This window comes from Blastococcus sp. SYSU DS0616, from assembly GCF_054051015.1.
Genome location: NZ_JBJHAJ010000031.1, coordinates 1 through 22175 on the forward strand (window position 1 = coordinate 1; position 22175 = coordinate 22175).

The following is a 22175-nucleotide window of genomic DNA, read 5'->3' on the forward strand; positions in this document are numbered from 1 at the left end:
CCCCCCCCCCCCCCCCCCCCGCCCGCGGCCCGCCCGCCCCCCCCCCCCCCGCCCCGCCGCCACCCCCCCCCCCCCCCCCCCCCCGCCCCCCCCCCCCCCCCCGGGGCGCCCCCCCCCCCGACTGCGCGCGGAGGGGGCCGGCGGTCAGATCCCGGCGGCCAGCCGGTGGTACGCGGCGCTCCAGCGCAGCTCCTTGGCCAGCGACCGGCGGGTGGTGTCGCCGTCGATGACCACGAGCTCCACGCCGAACACCTCGGCGAGGTCGGTGAGCACGTCGGCGTCCAGCGCGGTGGACAGCACCGTGTGGTGCGGGCCGCCGGCGGTCAGCCAGCCCTCCGTGGAGGTCGCGAAGTCCGGCCGCGGCTCCCAGACCGCCCGGGCCACGGGCAGGTTCGGCAGCGGCTCGGACGGCGGGACGACGTCGACCTCGTTGGCCACCCAGCGGAACCGGTCGCCGAGGTCGGCCCAGCCGATGACGACCCCCTCGCCGGGAGCGGCGGTGAAGACCAGGCGGGCCGGGTCCTCGCGGCCGCCGATCGAGAGCGGGTGCACCTCGAGCCGGGGCCGCTCGCCGGAGATCGTCGGGCAGACCTCGAGCATGTGCGCGCCGAGGATCTTCGGCCGGTCGGAGGCCAGGTCGTAGGTGTAGTCCTCCATGAACGACGTGCCACCCGGCAGGCCGGCCGCGGCCACCTTGAGCACCCGCAGCAGGGCGGAGGTCTTCCAGTCGCCCTCCCCGCCGAAGCCGAAGCCGTCGGCCATGAGGCGCTGCACGGCCAGCCCGGGCAGCTGGCGCAGTCCGCCGAGGTCCTCGAAGTTGGTGGTGAAGGCCCCGAACCCACCCTCGGTGAGGAACTGCCGCAGCGCCAGCTCGATCCGCGCCTGGTAGCGGACCGAGTCGTGCCGCTCCCCGCCCGGCCGGACGTCGGCGGCCAGCTCGTAGAGGTCGCCGTACTCCTGCACCAGCGCGTCGACGTCGGCGTCGGCCACCTGGTCGACCACGGCGACCAGGTCGTTGACCCCCCAGGTGTTCACCGACATGCCGAAGCGGAGCTGCGCCTCGACCTTGTCGCCCTCGGTCACGGCGACGTCGCGCATGTTGTCGCCGAAGCGGGCCAGCTTGAGGTTCCGGGCGGCCGCGGCCCCGGCGGCCGCGCGCACCCAGGAACCCACCCGTGCCCGCACCGCGGGGTTGTCCACGTGGCCGGCGACGGTGGTGCGCGGCTGGCGCAACCGGGTGAGGACGAACCCGTACTCGCGGTCGCCGTGGGCGGCCTGGTTGAGGTTCATGAAGTCCATGTCGATCGTCGCCCACGGGAGGGCGGCGTCGGCCTGGGTGTGCAGGTGCAGCAGCGGCTTGCGCAGGGCGTCGATCCCGGCGATCCACATCTTGGCCGGCGAGAAGGTGTGCATCCAGGTGATCACCCCGATGCAGGACGGGTCCTCGTTGGCCTCGCCCATCGCCCGGCGGATGGCGCCGGCGTCGGTGAGCACCGGCTTCCACACCACCTCGGCGGGAATCTCGGCGGCCGCGTCGAGCGCGACCGCCACCCGGCGGGACTGGTCGGCCACCTGCTGCAGCGTCTCCTCCCCGTACAGCCCCTGGCTGCCCGTGAGGAACCACACCTGCGCCCCGGCGTAGGGATCCTGTGCCACGAAGTCGTCCTTCCTCAGCGCTGTCCGTAGACGTTCTGGTAGCGCGCGTAGAGCGAGTCGATGTCCGACTGCGCGATGGGGATCGGCTCGCCCAGCTGCCGGGACAGGTGCACGGTGCGGGCGACGTCCTCGGTCATGACGGCCGCCTTGACGGCGGCCCGGGCGTCCCGGCCGATGGTGAAGACGCCGTGGTTCTGCATCAGGACGGCGGGTGAGCGCGACCCCGACAGCGTGGCGACGACGCCCTGACCGATCGAGTCGTCCCCGATCAGCGCGAAGGGGCCCACCGGGATCGGGCCGCCGAACTCGTCGGCCATCGCCGTCAGCACGCACGGGATCTCCTCGCCGCGCGCGGCCCAGGCCGCGGCGTACGGGCTGTGCGTGTGCACCTGGCCCCCGACCTCCGGCATGTGCCGGTAGACGTAGGCGTGGGCGGCGGTGTCCGACGAGGGCGCCTTGACCCCGTCGACGACGGCGCCGTCAAGGTCGCAGACGGTGATGCCCTCCCAGGTCAGCTCGTCGTAGGAGACGCCGCTGCCCTTGATGACGAACAGGTCCTCGCCGGGCACGCGGGCCGAGACGTTCCCGGCGGTCCAGGTGACCAGCTCGTACCGGGTCAGCTCGCCGTGCAGCGCGGCGACGTGCTCGCGCAGTTCCCGGTGGGTGCCGCGCTCGGTCAGGGTCGGGCTGCTCATGCCAGGTGCTCCTCCTTCGGGACGGGGGAGGTCGTCGGGGCGTCGGCGGCCCGTCCGCGGCCGACTCCCACGTGGTCGACGGCGGCCTGCTCGACCGGCAGGCCGGCGACGTACCGCTCCATGAACGCGTCGAAGCCCGCGACGTCGACCGGGTCGGGCTCGGCGGTCTGCAGGCTGGTGCCGGCGAAGACCGCGGTGTCCAGGTAGTCGGCCAGGCCCTGCTCCGGGGAGCGACCGGTCGCGAAGGCGGCGAGGACGGCCATGCCCCAGGCACCCCCCTCACCGGCGACGTCGCCGACGGAGACCGGGGTGTCGGTCGCGGCGGCCAGGAAGCGCTGGGCGACGCCCTCGGTCTTGAACATGCCGCCGTGGGCGAACATCCGGTCCAGCCGCACGCCCTCGGCCTTCTGCAGGACGTCCATGCCGATCCGGAGCGTGGCCAGGGAGGAGAACAGGTGGGTGCGCATGAAGGTGCCCAGGTCCAGCCTGCTGTCCGGCGACCGCAGGAAGAGCGGCCGCCCCTCCTCCAGACCGGTGATCGGCTCCCCGGAGAGGTAGTTGTAGGCGAGCATCCCGCCGCAGTCGCTCTGCCCGTCCAGCGCGGCGGTGAAGAGGGTCTCGAAGACCTTCCCCGGCTCGGCGTCGGCACCCAGCGCCCGGGCGAACTCGGTGAACAGCCCGGCCCACGCGTCCAGCTCGCTGGCGCCGTTGTTGCAGTGCACCATCGCCACCGGGTCGCCGGCCGGTGTGGTGACCAGGTCCAGCTCGCGGTGCACCGCGGCGAGCTCCCGCTCGAGCACCACCATGGCGAAGATCGACGTCCCGGCGGAGACGTTGCCGGTGCGCGGCGCGACCGAGTTCGTGGCGACCATGCCGGTGCCCGCGTCGCCCTCCGGGGGGCAGAGCGGGATGCCGGGGCGCAGCCGCCCGGCCGGGTCGAGGAGGCGCGCGCCCGCCGCGGTGAGCGTGCCGGCCGGCTGCCCGGCGACGGCGATGGCCGGCAGCAGCTCGGCGAGGGTGACCTCCACCCCGGCCTCGGCGGCCAGCTGGTCGAACCGGGCCAGCATCGCGGCGTCGTAGCCGCCGGTGGTGGCGTCGATGGGGAACATGCCGCTGGCGTCCCCCACGCCGAGCACCCGCTCCCCGGTGAGCTGCCAGTGCACGTAGCCGGCGAGGGTGGTCAGGTGGTCGAGCCGGGCGAGGTGCTCCTCGCCGTCCAGGATCGCTTGGTAGAGGTGCGCGACGCTCCACCGGTGCGGGATGTTGACGCCGAACTCCGCGCTGAGCCGCTCGGTGGCCCGCCCCGTGTTGGTGTTGCGCCAGGTGCGGAACGGCGCGAGCAGCTCACCCCGGGCGTCGAAGGCCAGGTAGCCGTGCATCATCGCCGACACCCCGAGCGCACCGGCTCCGGTCAGCTCGACCCCGTGGCGGCCCCGCACGTCCTCGGCCAGGGCCGCGACGCTCTCCTGCACGCCCGACCAGACGGCGTCCAGCGAGTACGTCCACACGCCGTCGACCAGCCGGTTCTCCCAGTCGGAGCTGCCGACGGCGAGCGGAGCGTGGTCCGGGCCGATCAGCACCGCCTTGATCCGCGTCGACCCGAGCTCGATGCCCAGCGCCGTGCGGCCCGCGGTGATCGCCTCGCCGGGGTCCGTGCCGGCACCGGCGCCGGCCGTCACGGCGTCCGCCTGCTGGCCCATCGGGTCTCCTCCGGGTGATTTGTGAGCGTTCACATCAGCCTCTCACGGCGGGCGGGGAGCCCGCACTGGCCCGCACCACCAGGCTCGGCGGGACAGGGTCGGGATGCGGGGACTCGCCCCGGATGCGGCCGAGCACCAGGTCCACGCCCCGTCGGCCGAGCTCGGCGAAGTCCTGCCGGATCGTGGTCAGCGGCGGCACGAAGTACGGGGCCTCGGGCAGGTCGTCGAAGCCCACGACGCTCACGTCGCCCGGCACGGTGAACCGGGCGTCGTGCAGCGCCGCCAGCAGACCCAGGCTCATCTGGTCGTTGGCCGCGAAGACGGCGGTGATCTGCTCCCCCGCGCGCCGCCGGGCCACGAGCTCCTCGCCGGCGGCGTATCCGGAAGCCGGCGTCCAGTCGCCGCGCGGCAACTCCTCGGGCAGCCACGCACCGGCGGCCGCGAGCTCCGCGCGCCACCCGTCGGCGCGACCGCGGGACTCCTGGGAGTCCGCCGGGCCGGGCAGGTGGTGCACCGTCGCGTGCCCCAGGTCCAGCAGGTGCCGCACCGCCGCCCGCGCCCCGGCCTCCTGGTCGATCGCGACGGCCGGCCGCCCGTCCGCCCCGCCCACCTGGACGGCGACCAGGGGGACCGGCGGCTCGAGCCGGCTCACCGCGTCGGCGGCGTCGTCGTAGGTGGACAGCGCCACGACCGCGTCGACACCCTGGGCCACCAGGTTGTCGACCGACTCCCGCATGGCGTCGGCGGTGGCCTCGTCGAGGATCGCCACCGACAGCGCGTACCCGGCCGCCCGGGCGGCCCGCTCCAGGCCGATCATCATCTGCGCCGGGCCGTACTGGGCGATGTTGACCGTGACCAGGCCGATCGTGCGGGTGGTGCCGGTGACCAGCGCCCGGGCCGCCCGGTTCGGGCGGTACCCGAGCTCGGCGATCGCCCGCTGGACCCGCTCGCGGGTGAGGGGCGCGACGCTCGGGTGCCCGTTGATGACCCGGGAGACCGTCTGGTGCGACACCCCCGCCCGCGCGGCCACGGCGGCCAGCCCCGGGGGACGGGACCCCACGACCTCGGCTGTCACGCCCGCTCCTCCCTCGTTGCCCGGCACGGTCCTCCGCAGGCGCCGCCGCCGGTCAGCGCGAGGCGCCGGCGCGCCGCTTGTTGTAGACGTCGAAGGCCACGGCGAGCAGGAGCACGAGGCCCTTGACGACCATCTGCACCTGCTGCTCGATCCCCATGAGCTGCATGCCGTTGGTCATCACCGCCATGATCAGCCCGCCGACCATGGCGCCGACCACCGTGCCCACGCCGCCGGTCACCGCGGCACCGCCGATGAAGGCCGCCGCGATGGCGTCGAGCTCGAACATCTCACCCGCTGCGGGCTGGGCCCCGTTCATGCGCGAGGAGTAGATGATCCCGGCGATCGCGGCGAGGAAGCCCATGTTGACGAAGATCCAGAAGTTGACCTTCTTGACCTTCACCCCGGAGAGCATCGCCGCCGGCAGGTTCCCACCGATCGCGTAGACCTGCCGCCCGAACACCGTGCGGGTGGTGACCAGGCCGTAGACCAGCACCAGGACGGCCAGGATGATCAGCACGATCGGCAGGCCGCGGGAGTTCGCGAGCTGCCAGGCGAACGCCATCACGACGACGCCGACGGCGACCACCTTGAGGACGAACAGGCCGAGGCTCTCGACCGGCTGGTCGTAGCGGATGCGCGCCGATCGGGCCCGCCAGCCGCTGACCGCGTAGCCGGCCACCGCGACCGCACCGATCAGCAGGGTGAACGCGTCGTAGCCGTAGCCGCCGAGCCAGCCGTTGATGAAGCCGGTGGCGATCTGCCCGTACTCGCGGGGGAAGGGCGAGAGCGAGACGTTGTCCAGGACCTGCAGGGTGAGGCCGCGGAACAGCAGCATGCCGGCGAGGGTGACGATGAACGCCGGGATGCCGACGTAGGCCACCCAGAGGCCGTGCCAGGCGCCGACGGCGATGCCGACGGCGAGCGCGGCCACGATGCCGACCCAGTACGGGAAGCCCTGCTGGATCACCAGCACGGCCGAGACCGCACCGGTGAGCGCGACCACGGAACCGACCGAGAGATCGATGTGCCCGGCGATGATCACGATCACCATGCCGATGGCCAGCACCAGGATGTAGGAGTACTGGAGGACCATGTTGGACAGGTTTCCGGGGCTCAGCGAGTCCCCGCCGGTGAGGACCGCGAACAGGGCCACGATCGCCACGAAGGCGATGTAGATGCCGCTGGTGCGCAGGTTCGCGGTGACCAGGCCCAGCAGCCCGCCGCCCCGCGCGTCCTCCTTCGCCTGCTGCGCGGCGCCCGGCGCCGGCGTGATCTCCTCGGTCTGCGGCACGGTCTTGGTCACGCCGCGACCTCCTTGTCCTGGGTCATGAGCTCCATCAGGTTCTCCTGGGTCGCCTCGCGCACGGGCAGCTGACCGGTGATCCGGCCGGCGGAGAGGGTGTAGATGCGGTCGCAGATGCCGAGCAGCTCGGGCAGCTCCGACGAGATGACGACGACGGCCTTCCCGTCGGCCACCAGACGGTTGATGATCGTGTAGATCTCGTACTTCGCGCCGACGTCGATGCCGCGCGTCGGCTCGTCGAGGATGAGCACCTCGGGGTCGGTGTACAGCCACTTGGACAGCACGACCTTCTGCTGGTTGCCGCCCGAGAGCTTGCCCACGACGGCGGAGACCGTCGGCGCCTTGATGTTCATGCTGCGCCGGCTGGCCTCGGCGACCTTGGTCTCCTCGTTGGCGTTCACCCAGCCCCGGCGGGAGAGCTTGCCGAGGGCGGCGGCGGAGACGTTGCGCCGGATGTCCTCGATCAGGTTGAGGCCGTAGTGCTTGCGGTCCTCGGTGGCGTAGGCGATGCCGTGGTCGATCGCCTCCGGCACGTTGCGGGCCTGGATCTCCTTGCCGTGCATGTACAGCCGGCCGGAGATGTTGCGGCCCCAGGAGCGGCCGAAGATGCTCATCGCCAGCTCGGTGCGCCCGGCGCCCATCAGCCCGGCGATGCCGACCACCTCGCCGGCGCGCACGTCGAAGCCGGCGCCGTCGACGACCTTGCGGTCCTGGGTGGGGTGCCACACGGTCCAGTCCTCGACCCGGAGCACCTCCTCCCCGGGGTGCGACTCGCGGTCGGGGTAGTAGCTCTCCAGATCGCGGCCGACCATCCCGCGGATGATCCGGTCCTGGGTGACCTCGCCGGCGTGCAGGTTGAGCGTCTCCACCGTCTTGCCGTCGCGGATGACCGTGACGTTGTCGGCGATCGCGGTGATCTCACCGAGCTTGTGCGAGATCATGATGCAGGTGATGCCGCGCCCCTTGAGGTCGCGGAGCAACCCCAGGAGGTGCGCGGAGTCGGTGTCGTTGAGGGCGGCGGTGGGCTCGTCGAGGATGAGCAGCCGCACGTTCTTCGACAGCGCCTTCGCGATCTCGACCAGCTGCTGCTTGCCGACGCCGAGCTGGCCGACCGGCGTCTCGGGGTTCTCCCGCAGGCCCACCGACCGCAGCAGCGCCTCGGCCTCGGCGTGCGCGCGGTTCCAGTCGATCAGGCCGCCGCGGCCGCGGCGCTCGTTGCCGAGGAAGATGTTCTCGGCGATCGAGAGGTAGGGGACCAGCGCCAGCTCCTGGTGGATGATCACGATCCCCACCTGCTCGCTGTCCCGGATGCCGCTGAAGGCGACCGGCTGACCGTCGAAGACGATCTCGCCGTCGTAGCTGCCCGCCGGGTACACGCCCGAGAGCACCTTCATCAGGGTGGACTTGCCGGCTCCGTTCTCCCCGCAGATCGCGTGGATCTCGCCGGCGCGAACCGCGAGGTTCACGTCCTCCAGCGCCTTGACCCCGGGAAAGGTCTTGGTGATGGAGCGCATCTCCAGGATGTTGTCCATGGGACTCCGTCGTCCTCGGTGCTGAGTGGGTCACGGTGCTGGGCGGTGCACGGAACTGCTGGATGGTGCCCGGTCGGGCCCGGCGGCGAGAACGCGGCGCCGAGCCCGACCGGTCGTGCGGGGTGCTGCCGAAGAGCGCGGGTCAGCTGGTCTGACCGGCGGCGACCTCGTCGGCGGTGTAGTAACCGGAGTCGATCAGGACCTGCTCGATGTTCTCCTTGGTAACCGTCTCCACCGGGAGCAGGTACGACGGCACGACCTTCACGCCGTTGTGGTAGCTCTCGGTGTCGTTGGCCTCGGGCTCCTCGCCCTCCAGGTAGGCCTGGGCGGCCGCGACGGCCTGCTCGGCCAGCAGCCGGGTGTCCTTGAAGATCGTCGAGTACTGGATCTCGTCGTCGATCAGCTTGACGGAGGCGATCTCGGCGTCCTGACCGGTGATGATCGGCATCGGCCGCTCCGGGGCGGTGATCGTCGGGCCGTAGCCGGCGTTCTCCAGGGCGGTGATGATGCCGCGGGACAGGCCGTCGTAGGGCGAGAGGACGCCGTTGAGGACGGTGCCGCTGTTGTACGTGGAGGTCAGCAGGTCCTCCATGCGCCGCTGCGCGCCCTCCTGCGCCCAGCGCAGGATCGCGGCCTGCCCGATGTCGGTCTGCCCGGACGGGACGACCAGCGTGCCGTCGTCGATCAGCGGCTGCAGCACCGACATGGCGCCGTCCCAGAAGAAGTGCGCGTTGTTGTCGTCCAGCGAGCCGGCGAACAGCTCGACGTTGAACGGACCGGTGGCGTCGGTGCGCTCGCCGTTCTCGTCCAGGACGCCGAGGCCCTTGAGCAGGGACTCGCCCTGGGCGACGCCGACCTTGAAGTTGTCGAAGCTGACGTAGAAGTCGACGTTCTCGGTGTCGCGGATGAGCCGGTCGTAGGAGATGACCGGGATGCCCTCGGCGGCGGCGTTGGCGAGCTGGCTGGTCAGCGCGGTGCCGTCGATGGCGGCGACGATCAGGGCGTCGACGCCCTGGGTGATCATCGTGTCGATCTGCTGCGCCTGGGTCGGGATGTCGTCGTTGGCGTACCGCAGCTCGACGTCGTACCCGGCCTCGGTCAGCTGCTCCTCGACGTTCTCGCCGTCGGCGATCCAGCGCTCGGAGGTCTGCGTCGGCATCGAGACGCCGATCGACAGGTCCTCCGGGTTGGCGTTGGCCGTGTCGTTGGTGCTGCCGGCGCCCTCGCCGCCGCACGCCGCCAGACCGAGCGCCAGGGTGGCGCCCAGTGCGGTCAGGCCGAGCTTCTTGCTCACATGGGCCTCCTCGTTGAAGCTTCTGCCGCCGTCGCGTCGGCGCTCAGGCCCGCGTCTGCGGACCCGTCTATGTGAGCGCTAACACGAGCCGCCGTCAAGTGCGGTTCGCGTCACGGTCGCGTAACGACACGTCCATCCGCCGGACACCGGGCAGCGCCGTCCGGGCAGGCGCACGCCCGGCGCCAGCGCGTTCTCCCCGCCGGGCGGCCGGTACGGGCGGTCACCGGGCGGGCCGCTCCCGGGTGCGTCGGTTGCGGGGCGTCACCCGTTCGTGCGCCCCGCAGCCGGCTACCGCAGGGTGATCTGGCGGGAGAGCAGCCCGGCGCGGGCGCGCCGCTCGTCGGCGGTCAGCGGGGCCGTCTCGGCCAGGGCGGCCTCGAGCCGGCTCTGGAACTCGGTCGCCGGTGCGGCCCAGTCCTCGGCCGGGGTGTCGGCCGGCAGGTCCCACACCGGGACGACGAGACCGTGGGCGCGGAAGGCGCCGGCGTAGCGGGTGCCCTCACCGAGGAGGATCTGCTCGGACGCCGACAGGCGGGCCAGCGCGTCGAGCAACTGCTCCTCCTTCTCCGGCCGCACCCAGCGCAGGTGCGCCCGCTCGCTGCCCGGGCGCACCCAGTAGGCGGCCTCCAGCCCTTCCAGCCGGACGGTGGGCAGGATCGCCTCGTTGGCCTGGGTCAGGCCGGCGCGCGCGGCGGGGCTGGGGTCGGTGCCCTCCAGCCAGAAGTCGAAGCTGTCGTGCACGGTCACCTCGAGCGGCGCGGTGAGGTCGAGCACCTCCTGCAGCCGTGGGCCGGCCGAGCCGGTGCCACCGATGGGGCCCGGGTCCACCGGCGCGCCCGCGGGGGCCTCCAGCGCGGCGGCGACGGCGGTGCCGAGGTCGCGGCTGACGTCGTCCGACGACGTCGCCAGCTGGGCGCCGACGAGGATCTGGCCGTTGGCGCGCACCAGAGCGGGGGCGCCGCCGGGCAGCACGCTGGCCAGGGTGAGCTCGCGCCCGTCGGCCGAGCGCAGCGTCGCCGTCGCCGCCGGGACGAGCTCGCGCAGCGCCACCCAGTCGGCCTCGCCGGGCAGGCCCTCGAACGGCCGGACGACCGGCGGGGCGTACCCGGAGCCGTGGCAGTGCTTGTAGCGGCGGCCCGACCCGCAGGGGCAGGGCGCCTTCGGGTTCACGCCCTCCGGCGCGGCAGCGGGGGCGGACGAGCGCTTGCGGGAAGCCATGCGGGTCAGCGTATGTGGCGGGGTGCGGGGCCCCGCCCCGAGGCCGCGGGCGCCGGGGGACGCGGCCTCGAAGCCGAGTTCGTCTCACTCGTCGGCGGGCCCGCGGGTGCCGGACGCCGCGGGCGGGCTCCTAGGCTTCCCGGCGTGTCCCCGGCCGTCGACGCGCTCGACCTCACCGCCCCCTCGTTCGTCGCCGACCCGTACCCGGCGTTCGCGCGGGCCCGGGCGCAGGCGCCGGTGCAGTGGCACGAGGGGCTGGGACTCTGGTTGGCGTTCACCCACGCGGAGTCCAACGCCGTGCTGCGCGACCGCCGGCTGGGCCGCATCTGGGCGGACAAGGAGCCGGCCGACCGGTTCGAGAGCTTCAACCTCATCCACCGCAACGCCATCCTGGAGATGGAGCCGCCGGACCACACCCGGCTGCGGCGGCTGATCACCAGCGCGTTCGCCCGCGGGCACGTGGAGCGGCTGCGCCCGTGGGTGGAGGAGCTGGCCGGCCGGCTGGCCGACGAGCTGGTCGAGCGCTCGGCCGGGTCGACGCCGGTCGACCTGCTCACCGGCATGGCCGAGCAGCTGCCGGTCGCGGTGATCGCCGAGCTGCTGGGCGTGCCCGAGGCCGACCGCCCGCTGCTGCGGCCGTGGTCGAACGCGATCGTGAAGATGTACGAGTACGGGCGCACGGCAGCCGTCGAGGAGGCGGCCGAGCGCGCGGCGGACGAGTTCGTCACCTACCTGCGGCAGCTGGCCGCCGAGCGCCGTACCGCCCCCGGCGAGGACCTGCTCTCCCACCTGGTGTCCGTCCGGGACGCCGACGGCGACCGGCTGACCGAGGACGAGCTGGTCACCACCTGCATCCTGCTGCTCAACGCCGGCCACGAGGCCACGGTGAACGTCACCGGCAACGGCATGCTGGCGCTCCTGCGCCACCCCGACCAGCTGGCCGCCCTCCGCGCGGAGCCGGGTCTGCGCCCCGCGGCGCTGGAGGAGCTCATGCGCTTCGACCCGCCGCTGCAGCTGTTCGAGCGCACCGCCACCGCGGACGTGGAGCTCGGCGGCGTGACCGTGGCCGAGGGGCAGAAGATCGCCGCCCTCCTCGGCGCGGCGAACCACGACCCCACCGTCTTCGCCGACCCCGAGACCCTCGACGTCCGCCGTAGCGACAACCCGCACATCGCGTTCGGTGCGGGCATCCACTTCTGCATCGGGGCGCCACTGGCCCGGGTCGAGCTGCAGGCCACCTTCGGCGCGCTGCTGGACCGGACGTCGGTGCTCGAGCTCGGCGGTGAGCCGGTGCGCCGTCCCGAGTTCGTCATCCGCGGCCTGGAGACGCTGCCCGTCGTCCTCACCGCCTGATCGGGGCCGTTACCTAACCGAGATCTTCCGCGCTGGGGTCCGGCTGCCGGGCCGATACGTCTTCCGGGTGGAGGCATCGGCGGAGGGTGGGCGCGTGGGACGACCGAGGGACGACGGGTTCACGGACTTCGTCCGCGACCACGGGCCCGGGCTGCTGCGCACGGCGTGCCTGCTGACCGGGGACCGCGCCCGGGGCGAGGACCTGGTGCAGACGGCGCTCGCCCGCGCCTTCGCCTCTTGGCCGAAGGTGCAGCGGGCCGACAACCCGCTGGCCTACGTGCGCCGGATGCTGGTCAACAGCCACTTGAGCTGGCTGCGGCTGCTCACCAACACCGAGCAGGTCATCGAATCGGTCCCCGACCGGGGGGACGGCACCGACCTGCAGGCGGCGCACGCCGCGGCCGACGAGCTGCGGGCCGCGCTCCTGCAGCTCTCGCCCCGCGCGCGCACCGCCGTCGTCCTCCGGTACTTCGACGACCTCAGCGAGGCCGAGACCGCCCGGTTGATGCGGTGCTCGACCAGCACGGTCAACAACCACGTCACCCGCGGGCTCGCCGCGCTCCGGGCGCTGCTCGCACCCGGGGACCCCTACGAGCAGCTGACCGGGAGGTCGTCGTGAACGACGTCGAGCAGTTCCTGCCCGCGCGGCTGACCGCGCTCGCCGACAGCATCGCGGCCGGCGGGCGCGTGTCGCCCGACGACGTCGTCGCCCGGCACCGGCAGCGCCGCCGCACCCGGGCCGGCGTCCTGTCGACGGTCGCCGCGATGGTCGTGATCGCAGTCGGCGTCCCGGCCACGGTCGGCTCGCTGTCGTCGGCACCGGCCGGCCCGGCCGCGCCCGCCCCGGCGACGGTCGTCCCCGATCGGACCTCGGAAGCGGAGCGGTCGGCCTCGGCGGAGGCCGACCGGGCGGCAGCGGCGGAAGCCGAGGCGGAACGGGCGTCAGCGGCGGAAGCCGAGGCGGAACGGGCGTCAGCGGAGGAGGCGCAGGCCGGTGTGGCTGCGGCCGCTGCCCAGGCGGCTGCGGCCGCTGCCGCGCCCGAGCTCGAGGCCACCGCCGCCGCGCTGGGCGGGCCGGTCGTGCTCAGGTCCCCTGCTGAGTGGGACCGGTGGCTGCCCGCCGGCAAGCCCTACCCGGGGGTCTCCACCGAGGAGGACATGGCGACCTGCCCGCGGCTGTCCGCGCGGCTCGGCGAGGCCCTCGACGACGAGTTCAGCTACTGGACCGGCACCCTGCCGGCCGGCCCGTCCGGCTGCACCTGGGTGCCGGTGCCGCTGTCCTACGACGGGCCCTACGACTACGCGTACCTCGTCGACGTGGGTTTCCTGGGCGACGGGACGACGGTCGAGCAGCTGCGGAGCACCTACGTCATGGGCGGCGGCCAGGCGGAGTACCCGGGTGCGACGCCCTGCCCCTCGGCCGACGTCCCCGGCGGCGGGGCGCTCATCCTGTGCCCCGGGATGGACGAGCGTTACGACGCCCGGTGGTCACTCGCCGTTCCCGACGCCCGGGGGGCTGGCGTGTGGGTGCTGTCCGCGACGGCCCAGTCGTCGACCGGCCGCTCGTCGGCGGAGGCGTTGACCGTGCTGACCGAGCAGCTCCGGGACATCTACGGCTGACCGACCCGGCGGCCCGACCCCTACCGCTGGAAGGTGAGCGCGGTCACTGGCAGGATCCGGACATGCGCGGCTTGATGCAGGACTACCCCCTCACGATCGACTCGATCTTCCGGCACGTCGAGCAGCACTACGGCGACGGGACGATCGTCACCAACAACCCCGGCGGCGTGACCCGGGCGACGTACGCGGAGTGGGCGCAGCGCACCCGCAAGCTGGGCGGCGTCCTCGACACCCTGGGCGTCAGCGCCGACGGGCGGGTCGGCACGTTCGGCTGGAACAGCCAGCGGCACCTGGAGCTGTACTTCGCCGCGCCGTGCACCGGGCGCGTGCTGCACACCCTCAACGTGCGGCTCTTCCCCGAGCAGCTCACCTACATCGCCAACCACGCCGAGGACGAGGTCATCTTCGTCGACCGCACGGTCCTGCCGCTGCTGTGGCCGCTGATCGACACCATGAAGACGGTCAGGCAGGTCGTGGTCATGGACGACGGCGGCGGCAACGAGATCCCCGACGACCCCCGCATCCTCGACTACGAGACGCTCCTGGCCGACGCGCAGCCGGTCGAGTTCGGCGTCACGGACGAGTGGCGCGCGGCCTCGATGTGCTACACGTCCGGCACCACCGGCAACCCGAAGGGCGTCGTCTACTCGCACCGCTCGACGTTCCTGCACACCATGGGCGTGATGGCGCCCAACGCCTTCGGCCTGGGCATCCGCGACGTCGCGATGCCGGTCGTGCCGATGTTCCACGCCAACGCCTGGGGCATCGCCCAGGCCGCCCCGGCCGCCGGCGCATCGCTGGTCATGCCGGGCGCGCTCATGCAGCCCGAGGCGCTGGCGAAGTTGATCGTCGACGAGGGCGTCACCTTCACCGCCGGCGTCCCGACCATCTGGCAGGGCGTGCTCCCGCACCTGGCCGGGCAGCCGCACAAGCTGCGCGACATCGGCTGCGGTGGCTCCGCTGTGCCGAAGGCGCTCTCCGAGGCCTACCGCGAGCAGGTCGGCATCCCGATCCTGCAGGCGTGGGGCATGACCGAGACCCACCCGGTGGCCTCGTCGGGCGTGCTGCCCAAGCGCTACGAGGACGCCGACGACGAGACCAAGGCGGCCCAGCGGGCGCGCGCCGGCATCCCGTTCCTCGGCGTCGAGGCGCGCATCGTCGACTCCGACACCCTCGAGCCGCAGCCGTGGGACGACAAGGCCACCGGTGAGCTGCAGGTGCGCGGGCCGTGGTGCGCGCAGGACTACTACAACCCCGACGCCGGCGTGGAGCTCACCACCGCCGACGGCTGGATGAAGACCGGCGACGTCGCCGCCATGGACGAGTACGGCTCCATCCGGATCGCCGACCGCACCAAGGACCTGATCAAGTCCGGCGGCGAGTGGATCAGCTCCGTCGACCTGGAGAACGCGATCATGAGCCACCCCAAGGTGAAGGAGGCCGCCGTCGTCGGCATCCCGCACCCGAAGTGGGACGAGCGCCCGCTGGCCTGCGTCGTCCTCAAGGAGGGTGAGGAGGCGTCGGAGCAGGAGATCCTCGACCACCTCAAGCCGCTGGTGGCCAAGTGGTGGATGCCCGAGGCGGTGGAGTTCATCGACGAGGTGCCCAAGACCAGCGTCGGCAAGTTCTCCAAGAAGGACCTGCGCAGCCGATTCGCGGAGTACCAGGTGAAGAGCTGACCCCTCCGCGGGTTGATCATCGGCAGGTGGTTGCCGGCACCGGCGTGTCGGGCGACCACCTGCCGATGATCGAATTCGGCGGGCGCGGCGGAACCGCGCCCACCCCCCGGCCCGTCATCCTCTCCAGAGGGCGATCCGGCGGAGGGTGAGTGGAGCGGGACGAGGCGTTCACGCGGTACGTGGACGAGCGCTGGCCGGTGCTCGTCCGCTCCGCCGTGCTGCTCGGCTGCGCCCGCACGGAGGCCGAGGACCTGGTGCAGACGGCCCTGGTGCGCTGCTACGTCGCCTGGGACCGGGTCGGCACCGCCGACAACCGGGACGCCTACGTCTACCGGGTGCTCGTCAACTGCCACCACGACAGCCGCCGGCGGCGCTGGTGGGGCGAGCGGCCGACCGCGGAGGTGCCCGACGTCGCCACCGACGACGGCACCGCGCAGGTGGACGACGCCGACGCCGTCCGACGCGCGCTCTCCCGGTTGAGCCCGGCGCACCGGGAGGTCGTCGTGCTGCGCTTCTACGCCCACCTGGGCGAGCAGCAGATCGCCGACGCGCTGCGGATCGCGCCGGGGACGGTGAAGAGCCGGCTCTCCCGTGCGCTGGCCCAGCTGCAGACCGATCTGGACGTCGCCGAGCTGCGGGGAGGGAGGGCATCGTGACCGATCGGGAGACCTCGGCGTTGCTGGGCGAGGTGGCGGAGCGGGTGCCCGTCGGCCCGCCGCCGACGGCGCAGCTGCTGCGGGCCGGCCGCCGGGCTCGGCGGCGCCGAGCGGCGGGTGTCTCGCTCGCGGTCGCCGCGGGGGTGGCGGTGGTGGCCGGCGGGGTGGTCACCGTCGTCGACCTGCCGAGCGGGCAGGACGACGCCGCGGGCTCGGCCTCCGTGCTGGTCGCCGAGGAACCGCGGCAGGACGCTCCGGAGGCCGCCGACGCCGACCCGGGCACCGGCATGCCTCCGGCCGACGGCGGGGACGAGCCCGGGACGGCGGCCGGCAGCGAGCTGTCGCAGCTCGCCGAGGACCCGACGGCCGGGCGCACCGGTCCGCTCGCCGGCACGGAGGCGAGCTCCTGCGCGCTCGAGTACAGCTCCGCCGCCGTCGGCAGGCTGGACTTCGCCTTCGCCGGCGTGGTGGTGGGCATCGGGCCAGCCGTCACGACGCAGGCCGGTTCACCCGGGCCGCCGGAGGACCTGGTCGGGGTCACCTTCGCCGTGCAGGAGTGGTTCTCCGGCGGATCGGGCGAGACTGTGACCGTGGACCTCCCGGCGCCGTACGACCCGGCAGCGGGCAGCTCCACGCCCGGTCCGGTCTACGGGGTCGGGTCGCGCCTGCTGGTCAGCGGCGCCGACCGCTGGGAGGGCGAGCCGCTGGAGCCGATCGCCTGGCTCTGCGGTTTCACCCGCTACTACGACGAGGAGACCGCCGCGTCCTGGCGTTCCCCCTGAGCGCAGAGCAGTCACCGTTCCCGCGTTGACCCGCGCCACCTGACCTGAAGCCGCGCCACGGCAGGGCTCGACGTCCGCCCGAGCGGCTCAACCCTCGCAGACGACCGGCGCTGGACCTCAGCGGACGAAGGGCTCCTCGCCGGTCTCGCTCACCATGGGCTTGCCGGCGGCCTGCCACTCGCCCATGCCGCCGCCGACGTTGACCGCGTCGTAGCCGTTGGCGTTGAGCCACGCGGCCACCCGTGCCGAGCGGCCACCGCCGCGGCAGGTGACGTAGAGCGGGTCGGCCTCGGGCAGCTCGTCGAGCCGGGCAGGGACGTCGCCCATGGGGATGTGGGTGGCGCCCTCGATGTGCCCGTGCACCCACTCGTCGTCCTCCCGGACGTCGAGGACCACGGCGTCCGCGGGCATCTCGGAGGCGGGCACGGTCGGAACCTGCTGCGGCATCACGCTCTCCATCGTGGCACGAACACCGGTTGCGCGACCGGCGCCCGCCGCACTGGGAGGATGGGCCCGATGTCCCCCAGCCACCGGGCCGCCCCAGGCGCCGCCCGCCCGACGCCCGTGCGCGAGCCCGCCTGGGAGCTGCCGCGCTCGGCGATCGGGTTGTGGGTGGTGGAGAGCCTGATCAGCGCGGCCTTCATGTGGCTGGGCATCGGCGCGTTCCTGCTCTTCGTCCCCGCCGACGCCGGCGACCCGGTCCCCCTGATCCGCACGCTGCTCCCCCTGGCCGGCGGCGTCTACGCGGTCATCGCCCTGAGCGTCCGGCCGTGGTTCAAGCACCGCGTGTACCGGTGGGAGATCACCAACGAGGCGGCCTACACGCGCACCGGCTGGCTCACCCAGACCTGGACGCTGGTGCCGATCTCCCGCATCCAGACCGTCGACGTCACCCGTGGCGTGCTGCAGCAGATGTTCGGCCTCGCTTCCGTCGCCGTGCTCACCGCCTCCAGCCAGGGCACCGTGCGCATCTCGCACCTGGAGCGCGACGTCGCCCAGCGCGTCGCCGACGACCTCGCCCGCCGGGCCGAGCTGGTCCGCGACCAGGCCACCTGAGCGCCGTGCAGCCCCCGTTCCCACCCCCGTCCCAGCCCGGCCCGCGACCGGCCCGCCCGCTCCCGCCCTGGCCCCCGCCCCTCGGCCCCCCGCCCGCGCCGCCCACCGAGCCCGGACGGCGGCTCTCCCCGCGCGTCATCGCCGTCCACACCGCGACGTTCCGCCAGGCCCGGCAGTTCGTCCCGGCCGTCATCCCGATCGTCGCGGCCACCGGGTTCGGCGGCGGGACGCGCACCGTCGTCGCCCTCGTCATCGGCGTCACCGTCCTCTCGCTCCTCACCGCCGCCCTGAACTGGTGGCGGTTCAGCTACGCCGACGGGCCGTCCGCGGTCGTCATCACCCGCGGGCTGCTGGCGCGCTCGGTGCGCACCGTCCCCAACGACCGCATCCGCGGCGTGGAGGTGGAGGTACCCCCGCTGCACCGCCTCTTCGGCCTGGTGCGCGTCCGCATCGACGCCGCCGCCGGGGCGGTCTCCGACGGCGACGAGGAGCTGCTCGTCGACGGCGTCCCGCGCGCCGAGGGGGATCGGCTGCGCGTCGCCGTGCTCACCCACCGCGCCGCCGCCGCACCCGCGACTCCCCCGGACGGCGCACCGGCACCCGAGCCCGTCGAGGAGGAGTACGCCCGCCTCGACCACCGCTGGCTGCTCTACGCCCCCCTGGTCGGCACCTACCTCGCCGTACCGCTCGCCGCCGTCGGCGCCCTGTTCCGGCTGGCCGAGGAGCTGCCCGAGCAGCTCACCCCCGAGTTCGAGGAACCGAACCTCTCCGACGTCCAGCTGATCGGTGCCGGGATCGGCATCGCCGTGCTCGTGCTGCTGCTCGGGTCCGTCGTCGGCGCCGCCGTCGTCAACTGGCGGTTCCGGCTGGCCCGCCGCGGCGGCTCGCTGGTCGCCTCGCGCGGGCTGCTCACCCGCCGGCACACCGAGCTGGAGGTCGACCGCATCCGCGGCGTCACCGTCACCGACGGGCTCGGCATGCGGCTGGTCCGCATCGCCCGCGTCAACGCGCTGGTCACCGGCCTCGGCGACGCCAGCGGCCGCGGCCAGTTGCTCCCCCTCGGCCCGCGTGCGGAGGCGTGGGCGCTGGCCCGGCGGGTCACCGACGTCCCCGGCGAGCTCACCCCGCACCCGCCCGCGGCCCGGCGCCGGCGGGTGATGCGGGCCGTCGTGTTCGGGCTGCTGGTCACCGCGGGCGGCGGTGTCCTCCTGGCCGAGCAGGGCTGGTGGTGGCTGCTCGCCGTCGGCATCGTCCTCACCGTGCTCGGCGTCCCGGTCGGGATCGCCCGCTACCGCTCCCTCGGGCATGTGACCGGGCCCCGGACCTTCTCCGTCCGCAGCGGCTGGCTGGTGCGCGAGCAGGTGGTGCTCGAACGCCGGGCAGTCGTCGGCTGGCAGGTGCGGCAGTCCTTCTTCCAGCGGCGTGCGGGACTGGCCACCGTCACCGCGTGCGTGGGCGCGGGCAGCGGCGGCTACGCCGCCCAGGACATGGCCGCCGACGAGGTCCCCGCGTTCACGCTGGCCGCCTCCGAGCCCTGGGCCGGCACGCTCGGCAGGTGAGCTGCCCGAGGTAAGGGAAGGTGAACCTTCCGAGACCGGCGGTTGTCGATCATGCCCCCGGGTAGCTGGCCCGGCGATGACGTCCTGGGGAGTTCAGCCGACGAGGCCACCGGTGTGCCGCACCGGCTCCCCGGCGCCCAGCCCGACGCGGCCGGCCAGCGCCGCCGCCTCCACCCGCGTCGCCACGCCGAGCCGGCGCAGCAGGTGGGCCACCAGCCGCTTCGCCGTCCGCTCCGAGACGTGCAGCGTCGTCGCGATGTCCACCGTGCTGGTGCCGTCGGCGATCAGCCGCCAGAGGCGCCGCTCGTCGGCGGTGAGCTGGTCGACGATGCTCTGCTGTCCGGCGGGCGCGGCGTCCTCCAGCAGCTGGCGCAGCAGCGCCTCCGGCACGACCGACCACCCGTCGAGGACGGCGAGCAGCGGCCGCACCAACGCCTCGGGGTCCGCCGTCTTCGGCAGAAAGCCCGCCGCGCCGGCCCGCAGCGCCTCGATGGCGGCGTCCGCCTCCGCCAGGCCGGAGAGCGCGACCACCCGCACCATCGGGTCCGCCCGGCGGATGGCGGCGATCGCCCTGGTGCCGCCGGGGGGCGGCATGTGCAGGTCGACGATCGCCACGTCGGCGTGGTGGCGCTGCACCAGCGCCGCGGCGGCCGAGGCGTCGTCCGTCGTCGCCACCACCCGGACCCGGCCCTCGCTGAGCCCCGGCAGCAGCAGGCCCAGCCCACGCGTGAACAGCGGGTGGTCGTCCACGACGACCACGTCCACCGGCGGCCTGCGGTCAGCAGCGGCCGCGTCGTCGGTCTGCCCCACATCACTCCTGACGGTCGGTGCGCCCCACGGTGCCACTGCCCGGCTCCCCTGAGGAGGTGCCCGTGACCCTGGCTGCCGACACGCAGACGTCGACGCGTAGCCGCGGACTGCTCAACGATCTCGTCCGCGTGCTGCGCGCGCACCTTCCGCACCCGCGCCGGAGGCCCGGATCCGATCCGGAAATCCCCAGCCCAGAGGACGCCGTCGTCCGTGCGCTCTGCCACGACATGCGCAGCCCGCTGGCCTCGCTCGAGGCGGTGCTGGGCTCGCTGGACCGGGCCCCCGAGCAGGCCGGTGAGCTGCTCGCGCTCGCACGGGCCCAGACCGCGCACCTGTCGTCGATGCTCCGCACGGCCGACGCCACCGGCGGCGCGGTCCGGCGGTCACCCGGCACCCGCCGTCTCCGTGATGTCCTCCAGGCCTCAGTCGCCGCCTCGGGGCTGCCCCGGTCGCAGCTCACGGTGCAGTTCGACGACGGTGCGGGGGAGATCGCCGTCGGGGACGCGCGGGTGCAGCGCATCCTCATCAACCTGCTGGAGAACGCCCACCGCCACGGCGATGGCGCCCCGGTGCGGCTCCGCGTGACCGCCCGCGCGGGCTGGGTCGACCTCTCCCTCACCCAGCCCGGGGTCCCCGTCGACCGCATCGTCCAGCACCTGCGGCAGACCCGGCCGCCGGTGGACCTCACCGGGCTCGGGCTGTGGTCGGTGCAGCGCCAGGCCGGGGAGCTGGGGGGCCGGGTGCTGTGGTTCCGGGACGGCGAGGACTTCACCCTCACGGTGCGGCTCCCGGACCGCTGAGCACGTCGCCCTCCGGACGACCGAGCAATTGGCACCGGGGGGCCACGGGACGGCACCGGTGGGCCACCCGGGGCGGGCAGAACCTCGTCGTCACCGCGAACGCGGTGGAGCGACGACGCAAGGAGAGCCCGTGTTCACGCACACCCACGCCCTGCAGTACGAGGCCAAGCCCGACGGCCCCGACGCCGCGTTCGCCCGCCGGATGCAGGAGATCCTCGGCGGCCAGTGGGGCGAGATGACGGTCGCCACCCAGTACCTGCTGCAGGGCTGGAACTGCCGGCTGCCCGGCAAGTACAAGGACATGCTCCTGGCCATCGGCACCGAGGAGCTGGCCCACGTCGAGATGATCGTGACGATGATCGACCGGCTGCTGGACCACCAGCCGCTCAAGCCGGACTCCGCCGACCGCACCAAGGAGGCGGCCGCCGGGTACGGCGACGTCAACCCGCAGCACGCCATCGTCAACGGCGGCGGCGCCTACTACCGCGACTCCATGGGCCTGCCCTGGAGCGGCGGCTACGTGACCGCCAGCGGCAACCTCATGGCCGACTTCCACTACAACGCCACCGCGGAGATGCAGGGCCGGCTGCAGGTCGCCCGGCTCTTCAACATGACCGACGACCCCGGGGTCAAGGACATGCTGCGCTTCCTCATCGCCCGCGACCACATGCACCAGATGCAGTGGCTCGCCGCGATCGAGGAGCTCAAGGAGGACGGCCTCGAGGGCATCCCGGTGCCGGAGGCGTTCCCGCTCGAGGAGGAGCCGGGCAACTTCGGCTACACCTTCATCGACGCCTCCGACGGCCCGGACGCCGCCGCCGGCCGCTGGGCCTCCGGCCCGGCCGTGGACGGTCGCGGCGAGATGTCCGCCGCCCCGATCGAGGCGACCGCCGACGCGCCGATCCTGCCCCCGGGCGACCCGCGGCTGTTCCCGACCCCGCAGATGGAGGGTCAGTCGATGCTGCAGCGGGCCAAGGACATGCTCAAGTAGGCCCTGGCCCCACCTGCACCTGCGCCGTCGCCGTGCCGGCGGCCCACCCGCGACGGGTGCGGCCGCCGGCCCGGCGGGCCCAGCCCCTCCCGGAGGTCTCCTCGTGCACCCCCACCTGCACCTGCCCCGCCTGCCCCTGCCCGCCGTGCTGCTCTCGCTGGTGTACCTCGCCGCGATCGCCGTCGCGGTCAGCGCACCCGGCCAGCACGCCGTCGCCGGCCTGGTCGTCCTGACCGGCCTGGTCGCCCGCTGGGTCGTCCGCGCCCGCCGCCCCGAGCGGGCGGCCGCGCCCGTGGCGCTCGCCGTCGCGGAGAGCACCGGCACCGTGGACGCCGTCCTCACCGCTGAGCCCGCCCCGGCCACCGCTGCCTGACCCGGGAGCGCGAGGCGCGCGCC

The 22175-nt window shown here is 73.8% G+C and carries 21 protein-coding genes; 11 read left to right on the forward strand and 10 right to left on the reverse strand.

Annotated elements, in window-relative coordinates; genetic code table 11:
- Positions 1–144: 144 nt before the first annotated feature.
- The 8 genes from araA to ACI79K_RS18215 form a co-directional block, all read right to left on the reverse strand.
- Complete coding sequence (gene araA / locus ACI79K_RS18180; RefSeq protein WP_456590269.1) at positions 145–1656, reverse strand: L-arabinose isomerase; 1512 nt, start codon at positions 1654–1656, stop codon at positions 145–147.
- A 14-nt stretch (positions 1657–1670) separates the two neighbouring features.
- Positions 1671–2351, reverse strand: a complete 681-nt coding sequence (locus ACI79K_RS18185) for an L-ribulose-5-phosphate 4-epimerase (RefSeq protein WP_456590268.1) — start codon at positions 2349–2351, stop codon at positions 1671–1673.
- Positions 2348–4051, reverse strand: a complete 1704-nt coding sequence (locus ACI79K_RS18190) for a xylulokinase (RefSeq protein WP_456600414.1) — start codon at positions 4049–4051, stop codon at positions 2348–2350. Before ACI79K_RS18190 ends, ACI79K_RS18185 begins: the two co-directional genes overlap by 4 nt.
- Positions 4052–4085: 34 nt before the next feature.
- Positions 4086–5126 (reverse strand): LacI family DNA-binding transcriptional regulator, encoded by a 1041-nt coding sequence (locus tag ACI79K_RS18195; protein ID WP_456600415.1) that lies wholly within the window; start codon positions 5124–5126, stop codon positions 4086–4088.
- A 52-nt stretch (positions 5127–5178) separates the two neighbouring features.
- Complete coding sequence (gene mmsB / locus ACI79K_RS18200) at positions 5179–6429, reverse strand: multiple monosaccharide ABC transporter permease (RefSeq protein WP_456590265.1); 1251 nt, start codon at positions 6427–6429, stop codon at positions 5179–5181.
- Positions 6426–7961: a multiple monosaccharide ABC transporter ATP-binding protein gene (gene mmsA / locus ACI79K_RS18205; protein WP_456590264.1), complete on the reverse strand. Its 1536-nt coding sequence runs from the start codon at positions 7959–7961 to the stop codon at positions 6426–6428. Before mmsA ends, mmsB begins: the two co-directional genes overlap by 4 nt.
- Positions 7962–8103: 142 nt before the next feature.
- Positions 8104–9255, reverse strand: coding sequence for a multiple monosaccharide ABC transporter substrate-binding protein (chvE, locus tag ACI79K_RS18210; protein WP_456600416.1), 1152 nt, complete (start codon positions 9253–9255; stop codon positions 8104–8106).
- Positions 9256–9543: 288 nt separating this feature from the next.
- Positions 9544–10473, reverse strand: coding sequence for a DUF5926 family protein (locus ACI79K_RS18215; RefSeq protein WP_456590262.1), 930 nt, complete (start codon positions 10471–10473; stop codon positions 9544–9546).
- 144 nt (positions 10474–10617) lie between these two features.
- Between ACI79K_RS18215 and ACI79K_RS18220 the strand changes: the two genes are divergently transcribed.
- The 6 genes from ACI79K_RS18220 (at position 10618) to ACI79K_RS18245 (ending at position 16563) form a co-directional block, all read left to right on the forward strand.
- A complete protein-coding gene (locus ACI79K_RS18220; RefSeq protein ID WP_456590261.1) occupies positions 10618–11826 on the forward strand; it encodes a cytochrome P450 in 1209 nt (402 codons plus the stop codon).
- A 94-nt stretch (positions 11827–11920) separates the two neighbouring features.
- On the forward strand, positions 11921–12445 hold the full coding sequence (locus tag ACI79K_RS18225) for a SigE family RNA polymerase sigma factor (protein WP_456590260.1): 525 nt from the start codon (positions 11921–11923) through the stop codon (positions 12443–12445).
- Positions 12442–13446: a hypothetical protein gene (locus tag ACI79K_RS18230; RefSeq protein WP_456590259.1), complete on the forward strand. Its 1005-nt coding sequence runs from the start codon at positions 12442–12444 to the stop codon at positions 13444–13446. The genes ACI79K_RS18225 and ACI79K_RS18230 overlap by 4 nt, the downstream gene beginning before the upstream one ends.
- A 62-nt stretch (positions 13447–13508) precedes the next feature.
- Positions 13509–15125 carry a long-chain fatty acid--CoA ligase gene (locus ACI79K_RS18235; protein ID WP_456590258.1) on the forward strand — a complete coding sequence of 539 codons (1617 nt, stop codon included), beginning with the start codon at positions 13509–13511 and terminating at the stop codon, positions 15123–15125.
- Between the two features lie 149 nt (positions 15126–15274).
- Positions 15275–15781 carry a SigE family RNA polymerase sigma factor gene (locus tag ACI79K_RS18240; RefSeq protein ID WP_456590257.1) on the forward strand — a complete coding sequence of 169 codons (507 nt, stop codon included), beginning with the start codon at positions 15275–15277 and terminating at the stop codon, positions 15779–15781.
- A complete protein-coding gene (locus ACI79K_RS18245; RefSeq protein WP_456600417.1) occupies positions 15778–16563 on the forward strand; it encodes a hypothetical protein in 786 nt (261 codons plus the stop codon). Before ACI79K_RS18240 ends, ACI79K_RS18245 begins: the two co-directional genes overlap by 4 nt.
- 117 nt (positions 16564–16680) lie before the next feature.
- On the opposite strand, the gene ACI79K_RS18250 is transcribed toward ACI79K_RS18245, so the two are convergent.
- Positions 16681–16989 (reverse strand): rhodanese-like domain-containing protein, encoded by a 309-nt coding sequence (locus ACI79K_RS18250; protein ID WP_456590255.1) that lies wholly within the window; start codon positions 16987–16989, stop codon positions 16681–16683.
- Between the two features lie 90 nt (positions 16990–17079).
- Here ACI79K_RS18250 and ACI79K_RS18255 point away from each other — a divergent pair, with 90 nt between their 5' ends.
- A complete protein-coding gene (locus ACI79K_RS18255; RefSeq protein WP_456600418.1) occupies positions 17080–17619 on the forward strand; it encodes a PH domain-containing protein in 540 nt (179 codons plus the stop codon).
- Positions 17620–17624: 5 nt separating this feature from the next.
- Positions 17625–19178: a PH domain-containing protein gene (locus tag ACI79K_RS18260; RefSeq protein WP_456600419.1), complete on the forward strand. Its 1554-nt coding sequence runs from the start codon at positions 17625–17627 to the stop codon at positions 19176–19178.
- A gap of 93 nt (positions 19179–19271) precedes the next feature.
- On the opposite strand, the gene ACI79K_RS18265 is transcribed toward ACI79K_RS18260, so the two are convergent.
- Positions 19272–19988 carry a response regulator gene (locus tag ACI79K_RS18265; RefSeq protein ID WP_456590252.1) on the reverse strand — a complete coding sequence of 239 codons (717 nt, stop codon included), beginning with the start codon at positions 19986–19988 and terminating at the stop codon, positions 19272–19274.
- Between the two features lie 62 nt (positions 19989–20050).
- On the opposite strand from ACI79K_RS18265, the gene ACI79K_RS18270 reads away from it, so the two are divergent.
- From ACI79K_RS18270 to ACI79K_RS18280, 3 genes are all read left to right on the forward strand, one after another.
- The gene (locus ACI79K_RS18270; RefSeq protein ID WP_456590251.1) at positions 20051–20788 is read left to right on the forward strand and encodes a sensor histidine kinase; all 738 of its coding nucleotides are present in this window, start codon (positions 20051–20053) and stop codon (positions 20786–20788) included.
- A gap of 130 nt (positions 20789–20918) precedes the next feature.
- Entirely contained in the window at positions 20919–21779 is an 861-nt protein-coding gene (locus tag ACI79K_RS18275; protein ID WP_456590250.1) for a manganese catalase family protein, read from the forward strand.
- A gap of 103 nt (positions 21780–21882) precedes the next feature.
- Positions 21883–22152, forward strand: coding sequence for a hypothetical protein (locus ACI79K_RS18280; protein ID WP_456590249.1), 270 nt, complete (start codon positions 21883–21885; stop codon positions 22150–22152).
- Positions 22153–22175 lie beyond the last annotated feature (23 nt).

Bases quoted from the DNA above. Each gene is read 5' to 3' on its own strand.
- ACI79K_RS18185 (WP_456590268.1), bottom strand. From the start codon at position 2,351: ATGAGCAGCCCGACCCTGACCGAGCGCGGCACCCACCGGGAACTGCGC.
- ACI79K_RS18190 (WP_456600414.1), bottom strand. From the start codon at position 4,051: ATGGGCCAGCAGGCGGACGCCGTGACGGCCGGCGCCGGTGCCGGCACG.
- mmsA (WP_456590264.1), bottom strand. From the start codon at position 7,961: ATGGACAACATCCTGGAGATGCGCTCCATCACCAAGACCTTTCCCGGG.
- ACI79K_RS18215 (WP_456590262.1), bottom strand. From the start codon at position 10,473: ATGGCTTCCCGCAAGCGCTCGTCCGCCCCCGCTGCCGCGCCGGAGGGC.
- ACI79K_RS18235 (WP_456590258.1), top strand. From the start codon at position 13,509: ATGCGCGGCTTGATGCAGGACTACCCCCTCACGATCGACTCGATCTTC.
- ACI79K_RS18255 (WP_456600418.1), top strand. From the start codon at position 17,080: ATGTCCCCCAGCCACCGGGCCGCCCCAGGCGCCGCCCGCCCGACGCCC.